Consider the following 20,500-nt stretch of genomic DNA (forward strand, 5'->3'; position numbering starts at 1 on the left):
GCGCATGCCAAAAAGTCTGTAATCAAGAAAGCCCGCTGAATTGCGGGCTTTCGCATTTTTGCGTTTCGTACTTTCCGAAAAACATTTCATTACAACCGGACGAGCGCGACGCTACCGGTGGCTCGGTGTGTCTTGCCTCTTGGTGTGCTACCTTGTGTAGCAGAATGATCAAGCCGTTTGGGGTATCCAATCCATGAACAACAAGCTGAATACCTATGGTGTATCCATAGTGGAGAGGCCTAAAATCAAAGCCACCAAAAAGCTGGACTTGGGTGGTGACCAAGGTAAGCAGATCGTTTACTCAGAAACGAAGCTCGTTCTCAGAACTCACCAGAAGACTTTCAAGAAGCTGGCTGACATGTAATGGAATTGATCTTCTTTCCATTTGAGCGGGTCGTTGAAATAAACACTCAGATTTTGACTACCGAGCCCGGCATGAGAGGGCGGATAAATATTCCAATCCTGCAAGGTGCGCTGGCCAGAATCGACAACGCGATTGCTTATAATGGCCTCGATGATGTATTCGAAATTGCCGCCAAATACACTGCCAGCATCGCGCAGGGCCACGCATTGCCCGATGCCAACAAGCGCACCGGGCTTGCAGTCGGCCTCGAATACCTTTCTCTAAATGATTATGAAATTACCTTGGACAATGATCTGCTAGCGGATGCCGTTAGAGACTTGGTTACTGGGGATATTAACGAGCAAGACTTTGCTGATATTCTTTACTCCAGCTTCAGGGCTTCTCAAAGTCAGACTTAGTATCTGGAGTTCTTGTCATGGTTACTGGCTTGATTAGCTGAAGTTTTGATAAGCAATAATATTGGCTTGATGGATTTTCATCTTCTGTTGTTAATTTTGTAGAACTATTCCCTCAGCAGCTCGATTAACAAAAAACCCTTGGCCTCAAGCCAAGGGTTTTTTCGTTTCATGAGCCTGCAAGCGATTCAGGTGGGCAGGCGACTTTGCAGGGTCAGGCCGATCTCTATCAGCCGTTCGGATAGCGCGGCGAGGTCGCGGAACATGATGCCGCTGATTCGAGGCATCGACTGGGCCCAAATGTAGACCTGGCCGTCCCTCCGGCTATTCACCGCTGTTCGCACCAGATTGCCTGAGCTGTCGCGGCGTACCAGTGTGTAGGCATTCTGGTTTTTTTCGATCAGAAACATGCCATTGCGATGCAGCAGCTTTTCCTGCGCGGCAGGCGTCCATTGCGGTACAGGTGATTCGACCTGCAAACGCAGGTCAGCGTAGAGCACGTCTGAGGAGGCGCGGGTCGATGCGCCGTTATCAAACGGGCCGCGCGCGACTTTCAGGCCGGAATCGATACTGACGCCTGCTTCTCCTGCGGACGAGACCTCCTCGATCCGTAATCCGATGCCGCCCATGTGTTCGCTTATTCCCGGCAAACTTCTGAACGTATTGGTATCCGTTGCCTCGCTCAAGGCAACCCATTTGCCGGGTCTGTTGAGAATTGCGTCACCCCTTATGATTCGGCTGCTCAGGCGAATGCGTATTAGCTGTTCTTCAATCGAGGTAAGCGGTACCTTCGGCTTGTAGCTATGAGCAACATCCAGGCCCTGGACCCGGACGCCATTTGCCTGTGCGGTCTTCACCAGCTCAAGGATGTTGAACCTTGCATTGGGGTCGGTGCCTAGGCTGCTCAGATAGGTACGCAGGTCCTGCGACATCTCTCCCGACAGGAAGAATTCGTTGAGATCAGTCTGAGCAAAATCACTGAGCAATCCACGGACATAGAGCATATTGATGTGCCGTGCGAACGCCGGCATGTTCTCGATCATGAAGCGCATGCTGGCGATGCGATCCAGCGTTTCGCCAATCACCAGGCCATTGCTGTTGGCGAAAATGCTGTCAATCAGTTCTCCCGTCGGCATCGCCGGAGTGACCTGCGGGATGACCGGCCGTGGGGGCAGGTTGGCCCAGCTCAGTTCCGAGTAGAACTCCTTGGCCTCGTTGAGCAGACTGGCGCGCTTTTCGCCGAAGTAGACGGCGAACGCCTCGGCAGTCGATCGATTGTCGCGGGCGGCGCCGGGCAGCGTAACGGGGGAGTCAGGCAGGTTCATCGCCCACCTTCTGAGTGCCGGCATGTCCATCCCCTTCACTTCGTGAAGCGGCGTGACCAGACGCAGCGGACGGGCAGACGAGGGAATCGGCTCGACCAACGGCAGCTCCGGCGAAGGCGTTGTGGAAGACGGCTCGGAGGTCGTGTCGGCGTCCGGTATGCAAGCCTTGCCCATGCATTGACCGCCGCCCCTGAGCCGCAACGCAGGTAGGCGTTGCCACTTGCCGCCAGCACCGAAGCGTACGGGCAGCGAATACGCGAACTGATTGGGGCGCTCAGGATCGACGATCGCCCAGTGGCCGCTCTCCTCGGAGTCGTCAAAGTAGCGCACGTAATACGCGTCGTCGCCGATTTTGATCGCGTAGCGTGGCTCCTTGTCGAGACGGTAGATACCTTCAAATTTCCCTGGGGCCGCCTGGACGGTGTCCGGTACCAGTACCTCGTTGCATCGGTAGCGAATAGGAATGCCTGGCACGGGGGCAGCGGCGGTCGTGGAGGTCGGGGCGGGTGTGGCGGGTGTGGCGGGGGGCGTTTCGATGGGAAGGTCGTTTGCCAACTCATTGTTGGCTTCTTCAACCACCGTGGCTGGCGGCGGCTCCACGGGGGGCAGGAGAGGCGTGTTCGCCGAAGTGAACTCGACCAACCCGGCCATTTCTTCGGCTTCGGCAAACTCGACCTGCGGGCCGACTTCCAGCTGCGCACCCGTGCCGATCAGAAACGGCACATCCAACACAATTTCGATACTGTTGAGCACTGCATTGGCAAGACCCGTTTTGCGTTCGGCGGCTGTGGTGCCATTGACGGCCTGATCGATGTTCAGCCCCATGTTGGCGATGCTCGCGCCGATCAACGGCAACGCCGCAGGCCAGCCCACCGCCGCCATCGGGCCGAATACTTTCAGACCGGCGCTCAAATAACCTGTCCAGAGTTTTTTGCGCAGGTCGCTGTTGGAGGTCAGCACCAGCTGTGCCTCGGCGACCATGGCGCTGCGCGTCGATTCGCTTAACCAGGTGAACGCGTCACCGGCGACAGCGACATTGCTGCGATTGATCATCTGGTGATTGCTATGGCCCCAGGCGCTCACCAGGCGGTTCATCAGATCGGTGAGGTTCTCGCTGATGCGGTGACTCTCGGCGAGCGGGAAATGCTTGAGGAATGCGCTGCGTTTGTCCTCGTAATTCATCTGCTCAAGCAGCCACCAATGCAGATCAGCCTCCGTGTCCATCAAGCGAAAAGCCGGGGATTCGCCTGGCAGGTAAAGGGTCTGCCGGCCGCTGTCTTCCACCAGACGCAGCACATCGGTGGCAACGTGACCATCGACATCCATTGCGCGTACTTCAGCGCCGACCGGGTAGGTCGCTTGCAGCATCTGCAGGGTGACGGGCCAGGTTATCGGCCCGATGACCGAGGCAATGATGCGCTGAAAATCATCGCCTTCAAGTTCATTCTGTTGCAGCGCCTGCACCGCCTGACTGAGGAAACTGCACTTGGCCAGGACGCGAAAGTCATCCGCCGAGGTTTGCCAGAATTTGCTTAATTGCGCGGTGTAGCGCGTACTGAAATCGATTTCCCAGAACACTTTCAGAACATCGCTGCCAAGCAAGCGCACTTCATTGCCTTGATTGAAATTCTCGGCGTCCGGTCCCTCCGAATAAAAGCCACCGTAGAGGCCGAGCAGGTCGGCGTTGTCTTGATCTGTCGCGCGAAAGCGATGAATGACCAGTTGCGTGAGGGTCAGCGTTTCGTAGGGCTTTTCCAGCAAATGTTCCCAACCGGTAAAGGTCAGCGTGCTGCTCTGCGCAGTTTTGAAACGATGGAAATACACCCGGTCGGGATCGAGGTCGGACAGACCTTTGGCCATCAGCAGTTCGCTGGCAACTTGACGCGCCGCGTCATACAGACCCGGGCAGGTCGTCACGAGGGTCGTGGCGAGGGCTTTCAGGGCGGTTTTGTCTGCTGCGTTGGGCAGCAGACGGCGTTCGGGAGCGGTCATGAGTTTTTCATCCTTGAGAAAACAAGGATCGAGCATGACTGACTCGCCCAGGGCGAGTGCGTTACCCGGCTATCGTCGGGTGTTCTGTGGAGGCTCTGCGAAGGCAGTCGCGTGTATCAACGCCGCGCCACATCCGAAAAATAGAACTTGTCCAGCGTATGCCGTGATTCGGTGTATTCGAACTGGCGGCCGTCCTGCAGAAAGGTCTGGTTGCTGACCACGATGACGTGGCTCTGGCCGTCGAGGTCCAGATGCAGTTGATCGTCCTTGCTGCGCGGTACGGCTTCGATGGTGCGCTGGGCGTAGGCGATCTGTAATTGCAGGGTCTGCTCGATGTGGGCGTAGATCGACTGCTCAGCGATATCCAGAGACAGCCCGGGAATAACGTCGCTGACGAAGTGGTTGATGTCGAGGATCACCCGTTTGCCGTCAATCCGCCGCACGCGCTTGATCCGCGTGATCAGGCTGCCGGGTTCGGCATGGATGTGTTCGAGCAGGGCGCCTTCGAGGGCGAACTGACTCAACTCGACCACTTCGGTGCTGACGTCGTTGCCCAGGCGCGGGTAGGTCTCCTGGAAGCTAACGATGCCGCCGAGCTGAAACTCGATCGGGTTGGTCGAAAGTACGAAGGTGCCTTTGCCGTGGATTTTCTGGGCGAAGCCGCGTTCCTGCAGCAGTTCGATCGCCTTGCGCACCGTGCCGCGGCTGGCCTGGTAGCTGTCCATGAGCTCGGTTTCGGACGGCAGGCGGGCACCGCGCTCCAGGCGTTCAGTGGTGATGCTGGCCAGCAGATCGTTGTAGATCTGGTTGTATTTGCTCATGGATGGGCTCGGTGCCGAGGCTGCTCAAAGCCTTGAACCTTAAGGCCAGGGTAGGGCTTTGTCCATGTGGACGATAGAAATCGGCCTAGGGCCAAGTAGGAAAATTCGCCGTTGGTCTGGCGGGAATATGCACAAACAAACTCGTACAGACGAGTTGTTGCATTAACTCGTCTGTACGAGTATTTTTCGCTTCGGCGTGCTGCCAATAACAACAATCCACAGCGGAAGAACAAGCATGAGCCACGACTACCCGAACATCGCCAGGGACTTGCTGCAAAGCCTCGGTGGCGCCGACAACCTCGAGCAGGCCGCGCATTGCGTCACGCGTTTGCGTCTGGCTCTGAAAGACCCGAGCCTGGTCGACACCGCTACGCTCAACCAGATCGATCTGGTCAAAGGCTCGTTCTTCACAGGCGGCCTTTATCAGGTGGTGATTGGTCCGGGGGAAGTGGAAAAGGTCTATGCCGAACTGCGCAAGCAGACCGGTCTCGCTGCGTCGACGATTGCCGACGTTAAACAAAAAAGCGCGGAGAAGATCAACGCCATGCAACGGCTGGTGCGGGTGTTCTCCGACGTGTTCATGCCGATCCTGCCGGCGCTGATCATTGCCGGCCTGCTGATGGGCATCAACAACCTGCTCGGCGCCAAAGGCATGTTCATCGACGGGCAGACGCTGCTCGATGCCTATCCGAAACTCGACGGGCTGTGGAGCCTGATCAACCTGATGGCCAACACTTCGTTCGTGTTTCTGCCGGCGCTGGTGGGCTGGTCGGCGGCGAAGCGCTTTGGCGGCAGCGAAATTCTCGGCATCGTGCTCGGCCTGATGCTCGTCCATCCGGACCTGCTCAACGCCTGGAACTACGGCAAAGCGGTGGCCGGGCTGGACGGGCAGCAACTGCCGTACTTCGACATCCTCGGTTTGTTCCAGGTGGAAAAGGTCGGTTACCAAGGGCAGATTTTGCCGATCCTGCTTGCTGCCTACGTCATGAGCGTGATCGAAAAATGGTTGCGCGCCCGCGTGCCCAACGCCATTCAATTACTGGTGGTGCCGATCACCACCATTGTCGTCACCGGCGTGCTGGCGCTGGCGATCATCGGTCCGGTGACGCGGCATATCGGCATCTACATTACCGAAGGTCTGGTGATGCTGTTTGACCTGGCGCCGTTGGTGGGTGGACTGATTTTCGGGCTGCTGTATGCGCCGCTGGTGATCACCGGCATGCACCACATGTTTCTCGCCGTGGACCTGCAATTGATCTCGAGCCAGGGCGGCACCTTCATCTGGCCGATGATCGTCATGTCCAACCTCGCCCAAGGCAGTGCGGCGCTGGCGGTGTTCTGGATGACGCGCAATGCGCGGGACAAGAGCATGGCCTCGACCTCGGCGATTTCCGCTTATTTCGGTATCACCGAGCCGGCGATGTTCGGCGTCAACCTTCGCTACAAGTTTCCGTTTTATGCGGCGCTGGCTGGCTCTGCGCTCGGCTGCATATTCCTTTCATTGAACCGCATCCAGGCCTCGGCGATTGGCGTCGGCGGTCTGCCGGGGTTCATTTCGATCATTCCGCAGTACATCCCGATGTTCGTGATCGGGATGCTGATTGCCATGCTCGTGCCGTTCGTTCTGACCTGCGCGCTGAGCATGAAGATTGTCCGTCCCGGTTTTCGGGTTGCCTGAGATATCTGAAGGAGTTGTGCCATGCAGGACTGGCAGCGTTCGGTGATCTACCAGATTTATCCGAAGAGTTTTCATAGCCACGCCGGCAACCCGACCGGGGATCTGCTGGGGATTGTCGCCAAGCTCGACTATCTGCACTGGCTGGGCGTCGACTGTCTGTGGATCACGCCGTTCCTGCGTTCGCCGCAGCGCGACAACGGCTACGACATCAGCGATTACTACGCCATCGATCCGAGCTACGGCAGCATGGCCGACTGCGAGTTGCTGATTGCCGAAGCGGACAAGCGCGGGATCAAGCTGATGCTCGACATCGTGGTCAACCATACTTCGATCGAACACGTCTGGTTTCAGCAGGCGCGCAGCAGCCTCGACAATCCTTATCGTGATTTCTATATCTGGCGCGATCAGCCGAACAATTGGGAGTCGAAGTTCGGCGGATCTGCCTGGGAGTACGAGGCGCAGACCGGTCAGTACTACCTGCACCTGTTCGACCACACTCAGGCCGACCTGAACTGGGACAACCCGCAGGTGCGCGCCGAAGTCTTCAAAATGATGCAGTTCTGGCGCGACAAGGGTGTCGGCGGTTTCCGCCTGGACGTGATCAATCTGATCTCCAAGCCCGAAGACTTTCCCGAAGATGACAGCGATGGCCGACGCTTCTATACCGACGGGCCGAACGTGCATGCGTACTTGCAGCAGATGCACCGTGAAGTCTTCGAAGGCTACGACCTGATCAACGTCGGCGAGATGTCATCGACCAGCCTCGAACACTGCATTCGCTATTCGAATCCGCAGTCGAAAGAGCTGTCGATGACCTTCAACTTTCATCATTTGAAAGTCGATTATCCGAACCTGCAGAAGTGGGTGCGCGCCGACTTCGATTTCCTCCAGCTCAAGCGCATCCTCTCCGACTGGCAGACCGGCATGCAGGCCGGCGGCGGCTGGAACGCGCTGTTCTGGTGTAACCACGATCAACCGCGGGTGGTCTCGCGTTTTGGTCATGAGGGCGAGTTTCGCGAGCTGTCGGCGAAAATGCTCGGCACCGCGCTGCACTTTCTGCAGGGCACGCCGTTCGTGTATCAGGGTGAAGAGCTGGGCATGACCAATCCGGGGTTCGAGTCGATCGAGCATTACCGCGACGTCGAGACCCTGAACATCTTCCGCCTCAAGCGCGAGGCGGGAAGCAGCGACGCCGACAATATGGCGGCGATCATGCAGAAATCCCGCGATAACGGGCGCACGCCGATGCACTGGGACGCGACGCCGAACGCCGGTTTCAGCGTTGCCGAACCGTGGATCGGTGTGCCGGCCAATGCCGCGCAGATCAACGTCGCCCGGCAGCTGGATGATCCGGATTCAGTGCTGCACCACTACCGCACGCTGATCGCACTGCGGCGCAGCGAGCCATTGATCACCGACGGGCTGTACCGGCAGTTATTGCCCGAGCATCCGCAAGTCTGGGCGTATCTGCGTGAGGGCGACGCCGAGCGCTTGCTGGTGGTGAACAACTTCTACGCCGCGGCGTGTGAAATCGAATTGCCCGCAAGCGTGATCAGCGAATCGATGCGCCAGCGAACCTTGATCAGCAATTACTCGGACGCCATGCCGCGCACTCGCCGGCTGACGTTGCGACCTTACGAGTCGTTCGTTGTGCACCTGATCGATCCCTGATTCTTAACCCGTAAACCACGTTTGACAAAAACACGCAGAACACTGCGCGGGGGAGCTTTGCGCGCTGAATTTCTGCAAACACACAATAAGAAAATGGGATGGCTTATGAAAACAACAATAAAGCGCAGCCTTGCAGTGACAGGTGTTTGCCTGGCGTTACCAGCGTCGACACATGCGCTGGAGTTTGGCGGTTACTTGCGCAGCGGTGTCGGTACGTCGGTCAACAGCAGCAGCCAGTCGTGCTTTCAATTGCCCGGCGCGCAGACCAAATATCGCTTGGGCAACGAATGTGAACAATACGGCGAACTGGAGCTGCGTCAGGATCTGTACACCCTTGAGGACGGCTCGGTGCTGAGCGTCGACGGCATGGCTTCGCTGTACAACCGCTACGACCGCAAGCCCACATTCAAAGACCACACCGGTTCGATCCGTTTGCCCCAGGCCTACGCCCAATGGTCGGCGATGCCCGCGCTCAATGGCGGTTCGTTGTGGGCCGGGCGCCGTTACTACAAGCGTAACGATATCCACATTTCCGACTTCTACTACTGGAACCAGAGCGCCACCGGCGGCGGCATCGAAGACGTATTGATCGGCGATCTGAAGTACAGCTACGCGTTCTCGCGCAAAGACAATCTCTACCAGAAGGACTACATCAATCGCCACGATTTCAACGTGGGTGGCTTCAACAGCAACCCCGGCGGCGAACTGGAATTCGGTCTGAGCTACATCGACAAACCCGACAGCCGCGACGCCCATCGCGGCTGGGCGATTACCACGCAACATGTGCAGAGCGGATTCCTCGGCGGCAAGAACAAACTGGCCCTGCAATACGGCGAAGGGCCCGGCACCGGGTTGGGCTATACCGGCGACGTCGGACTCGACGACAGCAATAAAAGCTATCGCATTGTCGAGTTTTTCGACTGGCAACTGACGCCGCGTTTCGGCGGACAAATCGCAGCGGTGTATCAAAAAGACATTCGTGCAAACGGCGCCGATCAGAACTGGCTATCGTTGGGCGTGCGCCCGGCCTATGCGCTCACCGAGCAGTTCAAACTGGTCACCGAACTGGGCCACGATCAGGTCGATGCACCAGGCGGTACGCGCAAACTGAGCAAATTCACCGTGGCGCCAACCTGGTCGCCGAAAGGTCCGGCCTTCTGGGCGCGGCCCGAAGTGCGGTTGTATTACACCTACGCGACGTGGAACGAGGCGGCAAAGCGCGCGGCCAATCAACTGGCGAAAGGCTCGGCACTGTCCGACAGCGGCGCCTTCGGCAATGCCCGGCACGGTGCGAATGTCGGATTGCAGGTCGAATACTGGTGGAAATAAGCGATGCTGACGGGAGCATCGCGCCCCGTCGGTACTTCAATACGAACATTGCAGGTGACGTCATGGCCACACCCCAACCCTTACAACTGCTGGCGCCGCTGTCCGGCGTGCTGATGGCGCTGGACCGGGTGCCCGATCCGGTGTTTTCCGGTCGGGTGATCGGCGACGGTCTGTGCATCGACCCGACCTCGTCAACCCTGTGCGCACCACTGGCCGGCGTGGTCAGCAACGTGCAGGCCAGCGGGCATGCCGTGAGCATCACCGACGAACACGGCATGCAGGTATTGCTGCACATCGGCCTGGATACGGTGAACCTCGCCGGGCAGGGTTTCACCCGTCTGGTCGAAGAAGGGCAAGAGGTCGCTGCCGGACAGGCGCTGATCGAGTTCGATGCCGACTACATCGCCCGTCACGCCCGCAGCCTGCTGACCTTGATGCTGGTGGTCAGCGGCGAGCCGTTCCACTGGCTGGCCGAGCCGAGCGGACGGGTCGAACGTGGCCAGCCGCTGCTGGAACTTGCAGGCGGGCAAACATCCAGCGAGACGCCAGACGCGACAAAAGGCCAGACGCTGTTTTCGCCAGCGCTGATCTTGCCCAACCGCAATGGCCTGCACGCGCGCCCGGCTGCGGTGTTCGCCCAGGCAGCCAAAGCGTTTACCGCAACCATTCACCTGCATAAACAACAAGCGCAGGCCAACGGCAAATCGCTGGTGGCGCTGATGGCGTTGCAGACTGCGTTTGGCGACAGCGTGCAGATCAGTGCGGCGGGCGACGATGCGCAAGCGGCCATCGACACGCTGGCCCGCTTGTTGACCGAGGGCTGCGGTGAACCGGTGACAGCGCAGGCGCCCGTCGTGATCGCCACCGACGAGCCGCTGACGCTGTTGCGCGGGGTGTGCGCGTCTCCCGGCTCGGCGTTGGGCAATGTGGTCCAGATCAGCGAGCCGAGCTTCGACATCGACGAATTCGGCGGCGATGCCGATAGCGAACGTGAAGCGCTCGCCCACGCCTTGATCGAAGCGGATCTGGCCTTGCAGCATCTGCGCGATACCGCCGCAGGCGAGGCTGAAGCGGAGATCTTCAAGGCCCATCAGGAACTGCTCGAAGACCCTGGCCTGCTCGATCAGGCCGCGGCGTTGATCGACACCGGCAAAAGTGCGGCATTCGCCTGGCGTACGGCAACCGAAACCACCGCAGCGATGTTCCGCCAGCTCGGCAACGCGCTGTTGGTAGAGCGCGCGGCGGACCTGAGCGATGTTGGGCAACGCGTACTCAAGCGCCTGCTGGGCATCGACGAGCAGACGCTGGACCTGCCGCAAGGCAGCATTCTGATCGCCGACCAACTGACCCCGTCGCAAACCGCTCGCATCGATACCAGCAAAGTGCTCGGTTTCGCCACGGTCGGCGGCGGCGCGACCAGCCATGTGGCGATTCTGGCCCGGGCGTGCGGCTTGCCGTCGATCTGCGGCGTGCCGGTGCAAATGCTTGCCTTGCGCAACGGCACCGAGGTTTTGCTCGATGCCGACAAGGGTGAACTGCAGGTGCAGCCGGACGCGGCGACGATCGAGCAATGGCAGGCGCGCCACGCGCAACAACGGCAACGACATGCCCATGATCTGGAGCACGCTGCGCTGGCGGCCTGCACTCGCGATGGGCATCACGTCGAGGTGTCAGCCAACGTCGCCTCACTGGCAGAAACCGAGCAGGCCATGGCCATGGGCGGCGCCGGTGTCGGGCTGCTGCGTTCGGAGTTTTTATATCTGGGCCGCAACCATGCGCCGAGCCATGACGAGCAGGTCGCCACTTACAATGCCATCGCCCGTTGTGTCGGGCCTGAACACAATCTGGTGGTGCGCACCCTCGACGTCGGCGGCGACAAACCGCTGGCCTACGTGCCGATGGAAAGTGAAAGCAATCCGTTTCTCGGTCTGCGCGGCATTCGCTTGTGCCTGGAGCGCCCGCATTTATTGCGTGAGCAGTTGCGCGCCATGCTCGGCTGCTGCGCACTGACGCGCCTGCACGTCATGCTGCCGATGGTCACGCAATTGGCGGAGCTGCGTCTGGCCCGGCAGATGCTTGAAGAAGAAGCGCTGGCGCTGGGCCTCACCGAAAGGCCGAAACTGGGGATCATGATCGAAGTACCGGCGGCGGCGCTGATGGCCGACCTGTTCGCACCGCTGGTGGATTTTTTCTCGATCGGCACCAACGACCTGACCCAGTACACCCTGGCCATGGATCGTGATCATCCGCGTCTGGCCAGTCAGGCGGACAGTTTTCATCCCTCGGTGCTGCGCCTGATTGCCACGACGGTCAAAGCTGCGCACGCCCACGGCAAATGGGTCGGGGTGTGTGGTGCGATGGCATCCGAGCGTCTGGCGGTGCCGCTGTTGTTGGGCCTGGGTGTGGACGAATTGTCGGTGAGCGTGCCGATGATTGCTCCGATCAAGGCCACCGTGCGCGAACTGGCGCTGGCCGACTGTCAGGTCGTCGCCAAACAGGTGCTTGGCCTGGAAAGCGCCGGACAGGTGCGCGAGGCATTGCAGCTGTTTCACGAAGCGAGCTTCGAAGCCGCGCACGTTATGGAGAACTGAAGATGTTCGATCAACTGCAAAAAGCCTTTTGGAAAGCCCTGACCCCGGACCTGGTGCCAGATGCACCGAACGTGCAAGCCACGCCGGACGACGGGTTGAGCGCTGCCATCGTTGCCGCGTTGGGCGGTGTGGATAACCTGCTATCGCAGCAGCCGGTGGCGTTGACGCGGGTGCGGGTGACGTTGCGCGATGTGTCGCGGCTGGATGAACAGGCCTTGAGCGATGCTGGCGTTGCGGGCGTCATGCCCCTTAAAAACGGCGTGGTGCACCTGATTACCGGGCTGCGCGCTTAGCCTGCAACTGATGTGCGGCGGCGGGTCGCCCTTACTGTTTCTCAACCGCAGGTGTATCGTATTCGCCTTTTGCGGGCCCTCGGGGCCTGTCGCTGATACGTGAGGTAGTTGAGTTCATGTCCTTTACCCGTCGCCAAATCCTCGGTGGCCTGGCCGGTCTTGTTGTCGTTGGCGTGGGGGCGGGGGGCGCATCGCGTTACTGGCTCGGCAAAATGGCCGACGCCGAGGCGGGCCACGACTATGAACTGATCGCCGCGCCGCTGGACGTCGAACTGGTGCCGGGGCACAAGACTGAGGCGTGGGCGTTCGGGCCGTCGGCACCGGGTACCGAGCTGCGCGTACGTCAGGGTGAATGGTTGCGGGTGCGCTTCATCAACCACTTGCCGGTGGCGACCACGATTCACTGGCACGGCATTCGTCTGCCGCTGGAAATGGATGGCGTGCCCTATGTGTCGCAATTGCCGGTGCTGCCGGGTGAATACTTCGATTACAAATTCCGCGTGCCGGATGCCGGCAGTTATTGGTATCACCCGCACGTCAGCAGCAGCGAAGAACTCGGCCGCGGACTGGTCGGGCCGCTGATCGTCGAAGAACGCGAGCCTACCGGTTTCCAATACGAAAAGACCTTGAGCCTGAAAAACTGGCACATCGACGATCAAGGCAACTTCGTCGACTTCAGCATTCCTCGCGAAGCCGCGCGGGGCGGTACGGCGGGGCGTCTATCGACGATCAATGGCGTGCCGTTGCCGGTGATCGATTTGCCGGCCGGGCAGATCACCCGCGTGCGGTTGCTTAATCTCGACAATACCCTGACGTATCGAATCAACATTCCCGGCATCGAAGCAAAAATCTATGCGCTGGATGGCAACCCGATCGAGCCGCGGCCGCTGGGCAAGGAATACTGGCTCGGCCCGGGCATGCGCATTTGCCTGGCGATCAAGGCGCCGGCAGCGGGCGAAGAACTGTCGCTGCGCAACGGCCCGGTGCGCCTGGGCACATTGCGTTCGGTGGCCAATAGCGATACGCCGACGGACTGGCCCAAAGCCCTTCCGGCCAACCCGGTCGCCGAGCCGGACCTGGCCAATGCCGAGAAACTCAACTTCAATTTCGAGTGGGTCGGTTCGGTGTCGGTGAATGTCGACAACGGCAAACCGCCGAGCCTGTGGCAAATCAACGGCAAGGCCTGGGACATCACCGACAAGACTTGCGCCGATCGACCGATTGCCAGCCTCAAGCTGGGCCAGAGCTACATCTTCGAATTGAAGAACATGACCCAGTATCAGCACCCGATCCACCTGCACGGCATGAGTTTCAAGGTCATTGCGTCGAACCGGCACAAGGTCATTCCGTATTTCACCGACACCTACCTGCTGGGCAAGAACGAGCGCGCGCAAGTGGCGCTGGTGGCTGATAATCCGGGGGTGTGGATGTTCCACTGCCATGTGATCGACCACATGGAAACCGGCCTGATGGCCGCCATCGAGGTGAAGTGATGCGCCAGATTCGCCCAGCGGCGATTATCGACCGCAGCCGCGACCGCGACTTCATGCGCGAAGCCCTGATGCTGGCTGCGCAAGGCGCAGCGCTGGGCGAAGTGCCGGTGGGCGCGGTGCTGGTGCAGAACGGCGAGATCATCGGTCGCGGCTACAACTGCCCGATCAGCGCCAGCGACCCGAGCGCCCATGCAGAAATGGTCGCGATCCGCGCCGCAGCCCAGGCTGTGGATAACTATCGTCTGCCGGGCAGCACCCTGTATGTAACGCTGGAACCGTGCAGCATGTGCGCCGGGCTGATCGTGCATTCACGGGTGGCGCGGGTGGTGTATGGCGCGCTGGAGCCGAAAGCCGGGATTGTGCAGAGCCAGGGACAGTTTTTTACCCAGGGCTTTTTGAATCACCGGGTGTTGTATGAGGGCGGGGTGTTGGCGGAGGAGTGTGGGGCGGTGTTGACCGAGTTCTTTCGTGCTCGCCGCAGCAAGAGCCCCTCACCCTAACCCTCTCCCGGAGGGAGAGGGGACTGACCGAGGTGACTGGGCGAGGTCAGCCGAACTGAGTTATCGAGTTGAACTCAAGTTTAGAAAAGCCCAAAGATCGGCTCCCTCTCCCTAGGGAGAGGGCTGGGGTGAGGGGCTGCCTCACCGCAGTAATCGGAAATGTGCTTACTTCTTCGCAACAATTACGGCCCGCATCGGCGCCGGCAGCCCCTCAACCGTTTTACTGTGATCCTCAGGATCAAGAAAATCGCTCAGCGACTGATACTTCATCCACTCCGTCCCGCGCTGCTCCTCGACCGTGGTGGTGCTGACATCCACGCAACGAATATCGGTGAAACCCGCACGGCGCAGCCACAATTCCAGCGCCGGCACCGACGGCAAAAACCACACGTTACGCATCTGCGCGTAGCGATCTTCGGGCACCAGCACCTGATGCTTGTCGCCCTCGACCACCAGCGTTTCCAGCACCAGTTCGCCGCCCTTGATCAGGCAATCCTTCAGCGCCAGCAAGTGCTCGATCGGCGAGCGGCGGTGATAGAACACGCCCATGGAAAATACCGTGTCGAAGCCTTCGAGATTCGCCGGCAGGTCTTCGAACGGGAACGGCAGGTGCCAGGCGTTCGGCTCGGACAAGTAGCGCTGCACCGCCTGGAACTGGCAGAAGAACAGCCAGTTCGGGTCGACGCCGATCACGCTGTCCGCGCCGGCCCCGAGCATACGCCACATGTAATAACCGTTGCCGCAACCGACATCGAGGATGCGTTTGCCCTTGAGGTCCAGGTGCGGAGCGACGCGTGACCATTTCCAGTCCGAGCGCCATTCGGTATCGACGTGCACGCCGAACAGATCGAACGGGCCCTTGCGCCACGGCGACAGGCCCATCAGCGCGGTGCGCATCTGCGCGCGGGTTGCATCGTCGCAATCGGTGTCGAGTTTCAGCCCGTTGAGCAAATCCACTTCGCTTGGCTGGATCTTCGGCAGGGCGTCCAGCGCACTTTGCCAACGTTCCAGGTCGCCGTGACCTTTCTCCATTTTCTTGTCGAGTTGCGCCTGCAGGGTATTGGCCCATTCGGCCAGCGGTGTACCGGCCAGACGGCGGGCGAGGGGGGACAGGTCAATCATGGCAAGGCAATCAACGAGGCAAAGTTAAGACACTGGAACCACGGCACGACTTTCGAGAACCCGGCGGCCAGCAGGCGTTCGCGGTGTTCTTCGAGGCTGTCGGGCTTCATGACGTTTTCGATGGCGCTGCGCTTCTGGGCAATTTCCAGTTCGCTGTAGCCGTTGGCGCGTTTGAAGGCGACGTGCAGGTCGGTGAGCAGCGCGTGTTCTTCGGCATCGTTGAAGCGCAGCTTCTCGGACAGGATCAGCGCGCCGCCCGGCAGCAACGACTGGCGAATGCGCGACAGCAAAGCGGTGCGCTGATCGGGGGCGATGAATTGCAGGGTGAAGTTCAGCGCCACCACCGAAGCGGGCTTGAAGTCGAGGGCGAGAATGTCGCCTTCGATGACGTCGACCGGCAGCAACTCCTGGAACATCGAATCCTGACCGTTGAGGTATTCGCGGCAGCGCTCGACCATCGCTGCCGAGTTATCCACAGCAATCACCCGACAGCCGTCGGTGCGCACGTGACGACGCAGGGCCTGAGTCACGGCACCCAGCGACGAGCCAAGATCGTAGAGTACGCTGTTGGGTTGGGCGAATTGCGCGGCGAGCACGCCGAGGTTTTCGACGATGGTCGGATAACCTGGCACCGAGCGCTTGATCATGTCCGGGAACACCCGCACCACGTCTTCGTTGAAAGCGAAGTCAGGCACCTGGGCCAAAGGCTGGGCGAATAGGCGATCGGGTTCTTTGCTCACGGCGGTTTCCGGCGGTGTCGATGGAAAAGGCCGGCATTTTAGCCAAAGTGGCGCGCGGATGCTCGAATTGCTGATAAGCCGCGTCGGTGCGCTTAACAAGCGGGGGAACAGGTGATCTCGAGTCGCCGCGCTACGGCATGTGTGCTTGTGAGTGGCGGTTTTGCGAATCTCTGCAGCCCAACGAGTATTTCTAGCTGCCGATATAAGTGACGGCGAAATTTCCGTTCAGCTTGATTCCGGGCGTTGGCACACCACCGTAGTCCTCGACAGTATCGATGGCATATACGCCGGAAACGGACTTGGAGGAATGGTCAACGGTCAGATTCAGAGTCATGCTGATCGGGGTGTATCGTATGTTGGCCTTTCCCGTCACGGTATCGACCCGCACTTTGTGATGACCAAGGTTGTATTCGGCAGTCACGATATCGTTATCCAAAGTGAACTCTATCTTGTAGATCTCCTGATCATCTGGAATCTCGTCGGCGCCGGTGATGGCAATTCGCTGTGTGCGGAATGCAGTGACTAACGGAAAGTTGAACGCCTCATTGCTGTCAATCTGGCAGTCAAAGGCGTTGGCTTTGCGACTGGAGTCCTTGTGTTGAATGCTCATATTCGTTCCGTGAGTGCATGACAGCTCAGAAAATGCTGTCTTGCGTTTACTCTAAACGTGCCTCCACGGTTAGGTAACTGACAGAAATCACAGTTTTTTATACGAATTGATCATCGAATCTTCAGCGGTTATCGCGAATCGGAAAAGATTTCGCGAGCCCTGTTCATTTAACCGAGATGGCGCAGTCAAAGGTTTCCACTGGCAGCACTTCCGGCGCCCACGGTTGTTGCGAAGTCAGGCGCAAACGCCCTGTACCGGCCGCGAAGGCCTGGAAGCGCCAAGTCGAAACACCCGCCGAGCCGACCACGCCGGCATCTTCCGGGTTGCTGTAAACCTCGGGGCTGAGCGCACGCAATACGCCGCCGGCCGAATCCTGGATGGCCCAGCGGTAGCCGGTGGTCGGGTTGCTTGGCAGCATGACGATAAGGTTCTGTCCGGTGGTCAGCCGCACGGGGCATTCGCTTTGTTTTTCCACGGTCACGTTGTGTTTTGGCTGCGTGGCACAAGCGGCCAGCAGAGAGAGAGCGAGGGGGAGAAACAGGCGAGTGGCGGACATGGGGTCAGTGGCTCCGGCGGTTACGACGAACGGCGAGCATAACTGAAGATGAGGCGATGTGTGACAGTGCCGAGCCCTCACCCTAGCCCTCTCCCAGGGGGAGAGGGGACTGACCGAGGTGTCTTGTGTCATACATCGACCTGAAAGATCGAGTCGATTATGGATTCAGCGATGAAATTTCAGGTCGGCGTAGTTCAGCAATATCCCACGGTCGGCTCCCTCTCCTGGGGGAGAGGGCTGGGGTGAGGGGCTACGCGCTACCGGTCAGAACAAAACCTTCGCCACATCGGCAAACCGCTTGGCGAAATGCACGGTTATCCCCTCTTTCAGATAATCCGGCAGTTCCTCGAAGTTGCCGCGGTTCGCTTCCGGCAGGATCAATTCGAAGAGCTTCTGCCGCCGCGCCGCAATCACCTTCTCGCGCACCCCGCCAATCGGCAGCACATGCCCGGTCAACGTCAGTTCACCGGTCATCGCCACGCCCTTTTTCGGTGGCTGATTACGTGCCAGCGAAAGCAACGCACTGGCCATGGTCACGCCGGCGCTCGGGCCGTCCTTCGGCGTGGCGCCTTCCGGTACGTGCAAATGGACGAAGGCTTCGTCGAAGAACTTCGCATCGCCGCCAAACTGCTTCAGATGGGAGCTGACGTAGCTGTAGGCGATCTCCGCCGACTCTTTCATCACATCGCCCAGCTGCCCGGTGAGCTTGAAGCCGCGGTTGAGCGTGTGGATGCGCGTGGCTTCGATCGGTAATGTGGCGCCGCCCATGCTGGTCCAGGCCAGACCGGTGATCACGCCGGTGCCGGACAGCACTTGTTCGTTGCGGAACACCGGATGGCCCAGTGACGCTTCGAGGTCTTTCGGGCCGAGTTTGATCACCGCTTTTGGATCGTCGATCAGCTTCATCACCGCTTTGCGCACCAGTTTGCCCATCTGTTTTTCCAGCTGGCGCACCCCGGCTTCACGGGCGTAACCGTCGATCAAGGTCTTGAGGGCGCTGTCGCTGATGCTCAGGCTGCCCTTGGATACGCCGGCCTTTTCCAGCAGTTTCGGCCACAGGTGACGCTTGGCGATGGCGACTTTTTCTTCGGTGATGTAGCCCGACAGGCGAATCACTTCCATCCGGTCCAGCAGCGGGCCGGGGATCGAATCCAGTGTATTGGCGGTGCAGACGAACAGGACTTTCGACAGGTCCATGCGCAGGTCGAGGTAATGGTCGAGGAATTCGACGTTCTGCTCCGGGTCGAGGGTTTCCAGCAGCGCCGAAGCCGGGTCGCCCTGGTAGCTCTGGCCCATCTTGTCGATCTCGTCGAGCATGATCACCGGGTTCATCACTTCGACGTCTTTCAGCGCCTGCACCAGTTTGCCCGGCTGGGCACCGATGTACGTGCGGCGGTGGCCCTTGATCTCGGCTTCGTCGCGCATGCCGCCGAGGCTGAAGCGATAGAACGGCCGGCCGAGGGATTCGGCGATCGACTTGCCGACGCTGGTCTTGCCCACGCCCGGCGGGCCGACCAGCAGCACGATGGAGCCGCTGATCTCGCCTTTATAAGCGCCGACGGCAAGGAACTCGAGGATGCGGTCCTTGATGTCGTCCAGCCCGGCGTGGTGCTTGTCGAGGATTTTACGGGCGTGCTTCAGGTCGAGTTTGTCCTCGCCGTACACGCCCCACGGCACCGAAGTGGCCCAGTCGAGGTAGTTGCGGGTGACCGCGTATTCCGGCGAGCCGGTTTCCAGAATCGACAGTTTGTGGGTTTCCTCTTCCAGACGCTTTTGCACCTGCGCCGGCAGGACTTTGCCTTCCAGGCGTTGTTCGAACTGTTCGAGGTCGGCGCTGCGGTCGTCTTTGGTCAGGCCGAGTTCCTGCTGGATAACCTTGAGCTGTTCCTTGAGGAAGAACTGGCGCTGATGTTCGCCGATCTTGCGGTTAACCTCCGCGGATATCTCCTTCTGCAGGCGCGCGACTTCAACTTCTTTGCGCAGCATCGGCAGGACTTTTTCCATGCGCTTGAGCATTGGCACGCAGTCGAGCACGCCTTGCAGCTCGGCTCCGGTGGCCGAGGTCAGGGCAGCAGCGAAGTCGGTCAGCGGCGACGGGTCGTTGGGGCTGAAGCGGTTGAGGTAATTCTTCAGCTCTTCGCTGTACAGCGGATTGAGCGGCAGCAGTTCCTTGATCGCGTTGATCAGCGCCATGCCGTAGGCCTTGACCTCGTCGGTCGGCTCGGTCGGCTGGTGCGGGTATTCGACTTCCACCAGGTACGGTGGGCGATGGTGTTTGAGCCAGGTCTTGATGCGAACCCGGCTCAGGCCTTGGGCGACGAACTGCAGTTTGCCGTTCTCGCGGCTGGCGTGGTGGACTTTGACCAGGGTGCCGTATTCGGGCAGGGCGCCGGTGTCGAAATGGCGCGGGTCTTCCTGGGGGGTGTCCATGAAGAACAGGGCCAGCGAGTGGTGTTCGGATTTGCTGACCAGTTCGAGGGTTTCGGCCCACGGCTCTTCATTGACGATGACCGGCAGGACCTGGGCTGGGAAGAACGGGCGGTTGTGGATCGGGATGATGTAGACCTTGTCCGGCAGGTTCTGGCCGGGCAGGGCGAGGCCTGTGCCGGAGCTGGTGTGTTCGATGTGCTCGGCTTCGCTGTAGTCGTCGGGGTTGTCCGGGAGTTCCTGCTGGTCGGTCATGGGGCACCTGCGCAATGGGGTATGGGGTCTTAGATGGGGCAGGGGGTGGGTGGTTTCAATGGGGGGTGGTGTTTCTGCTTGTGTTCAGGGTTTTGACAGGGGGTTGGCCTTGGCGGCCTCTGGGCCGACCAGGTTTTGGTTGGTTTGGGGGCATATCCGTTTTTTCGGGGGGCGGCCGGCGGTTTCGCCCTTACGGCGAGGCACTTTTTCCAGACGCCGAAAAAGTACCCAAAAAGGCTTTGCTCCTGCGTTCGGCCCTCGCAGGCTCGGGTCCCTTCGCTCCGGAATCGATCCGGGCGCAGCGGCTACGGTTTGCTTCGCTGCACCTACTTCCGCTG

Annotated in this window: 15 protein-coding genes; 8 read left to right on the plus strand and 7 right to left on the minus strand. The window is 59.8% G+C overall.

Annotated elements, in window-relative coordinates:
- Positions 1 to 363: 363 nt before the first annotated feature.
- On the plus strand, positions 364 to 762 hold the full coding sequence (locus ACYYKW_RS17390) for a type II toxin-antitoxin system death-on-curing family toxin (protein ID WP_093098608.1): 399 nt from the start codon (positions 364 to 366) through the stop codon (positions 760 to 762).
- A gap of 185 nt (positions 763 to 947) precedes the next feature.
- Here ACYYKW_RS17390 and ACYYKW_RS17395 read toward each other — a convergent pair whose 3' ends face one another.
- Positions 948 to 4,076, minus strand: a complete 3,129-nt coding sequence (locus ACYYKW_RS17395) for a membrane-targeted effector domain-containing toxin (RefSeq protein ID WP_464990647.1) — start codon at positions 4,074 to 4,076, stop codon at positions 948 to 950.
- 116 nt (positions 4,077 to 4,192) lie between these two features.
- Positions 4,193 to 4,897 carry a trehalose operon repressor gene (gene treR, locus ACYYKW_RS17400; protein ID WP_093098614.1) on the minus strand — a complete coding sequence of 235 codons (705 nt, stop codon included), beginning with the start codon at positions 4,895 to 4,897 and terminating at the stop codon, positions 4,193 to 4,195.
- Positions 4,898 to 5,132: 235 nt separating this feature from the next.
- On the opposite strand from treR, the gene treP reads away from it, so the two are divergent.
- From treP to tadA, 7 genes are all read left to right on the plus strand, one after another.
- On the plus strand, positions 5,133 to 6,575 hold the full coding sequence (gene treP, locus ACYYKW_RS17405; protein WP_090285989.1) for a PTS system trehalose-specific EIIBC component: 1,443 nt from the start codon (positions 5,133 to 5,135) through the stop codon (positions 6,573 to 6,575).
- A gap of 21 nt (positions 6,576 to 6,596) precedes the next feature.
- Complete coding sequence (gene treC, locus ACYYKW_RS17410; RefSeq protein ID WP_464990648.1) at positions 6,597 to 8,246, plus strand: alpha,alpha-phosphotrehalase; 1,650 nt, start codon at positions 6,597 to 6,599, stop codon at positions 8,244 to 8,246.
- Between the two features lie 105 nt (positions 8,247 to 8,351).
- A complete protein-coding gene (locus ACYYKW_RS17415; RefSeq protein ID WP_090285985.1) occupies positions 8,352 to 9,575 on the plus strand; it encodes a maltoporin in 1,224 nt (407 codons plus the stop codon).
- Between the two features lie 62 nt (positions 9,576 to 9,637).
- A complete protein-coding gene (ptsP, locus tag ACYYKW_RS17420) occupies positions 9,638 to 12,166 on the plus strand; it encodes a phosphoenolpyruvate--protein phosphotransferase (RefSeq protein WP_464990649.1) in 2,529 nt (842 codons plus the stop codon).
- Positions 12,167 to 12,168: 2 nt separating this feature from the next.
- Positions 12,169 to 12,459, plus strand: coding sequence for a PTS sugar transporter subunit IIB (locus ACYYKW_RS17425; RefSeq protein WP_093098626.1), 291 nt, complete (start codon positions 12,169 to 12,171; stop codon positions 12,457 to 12,459).
- Positions 12,460 to 12,575: 116 nt separating this feature from the next.
- The gene (locus ACYYKW_RS17430) at positions 12,576 to 13,952 is read left to right on the plus strand and encodes a multicopper oxidase family protein (RefSeq protein WP_464990650.1); all 1,377 of its coding nucleotides are present in this window, start codon (positions 12,576 to 12,578) and stop codon (positions 13,950 to 13,952) included.
- On the plus strand, positions 13,952 to 14,452 hold the full coding sequence (gene tadA / locus ACYYKW_RS17435; protein ID WP_464990651.1) for a tRNA adenosine(34) deaminase TadA: 501 nt from the start codon (positions 13,952 to 13,954) through the stop codon (positions 14,450 to 14,452). Before ACYYKW_RS17430 ends, tadA begins: the two co-directional genes overlap by 1 nt.
- Before the next feature lie 165 nt (positions 14,453 to 14,617).
- On the opposite strand, the gene cmoB is transcribed toward tadA, so the two are convergent.
- From cmoB to lon, 5 genes are all read right to left on the minus strand, one after another.
- The gene (gene cmoB, locus ACYYKW_RS17440; protein WP_464990652.1) at positions 14,618 to 15,574 is read right to left on the minus strand and encodes a tRNA 5-methoxyuridine(34)/uridine 5-oxyacetic acid(34) synthase CmoB; all 957 of its coding nucleotides are present in this window, start codon (positions 15,572 to 15,574) and stop codon (positions 14,618 to 14,620) included.
- The gene (gene cmoA, locus ACYYKW_RS17445) at positions 15,571 to 16,314 is read right to left on the minus strand and encodes a carboxy-S-adenosyl-L-methionine synthase CmoA (protein ID WP_336355369.1); all 744 of its coding nucleotides are present in this window, start codon (positions 16,312 to 16,314) and stop codon (positions 15,571 to 15,573) included. The genes cmoB and cmoA overlap by 4 nt, the downstream gene beginning before the upstream one ends.
- A 190-nt stretch (positions 16,315 to 16,504) precedes the next feature.
- Positions 16,505 to 16,924 (minus strand): hypothetical protein, encoded by a 420-nt coding sequence (locus ACYYKW_RS17450; protein WP_464990653.1) that lies wholly within the window; start codon positions 16,922 to 16,924, stop codon positions 16,505 to 16,507.
- A gap of 163 nt (positions 16,925 to 17,087) precedes the next feature.
- The gene (locus ACYYKW_RS17455; RefSeq protein ID WP_464990654.1) at positions 17,088 to 17,480 is read right to left on the minus strand and encodes a protease inhibitor I42 family protein; all 393 of its coding nucleotides are present in this window, start codon (positions 17,478 to 17,480) and stop codon (positions 17,088 to 17,090) included.
- A gap of 264 nt (positions 17,481 to 17,744) precedes the next feature.
- A complete protein-coding gene (lon, locus tag ACYYKW_RS17460; RefSeq protein ID WP_464990655.1) occupies positions 17,745 to 20,162 on the minus strand; it encodes an endopeptidase La in 2,418 nt (805 codons plus the stop codon).
- Positions 20,163 to 20,500: the final 338 nt, after the last annotated feature.

The organism is Pseudomonas sp. 15C (genome assembly GCF_055484735.1).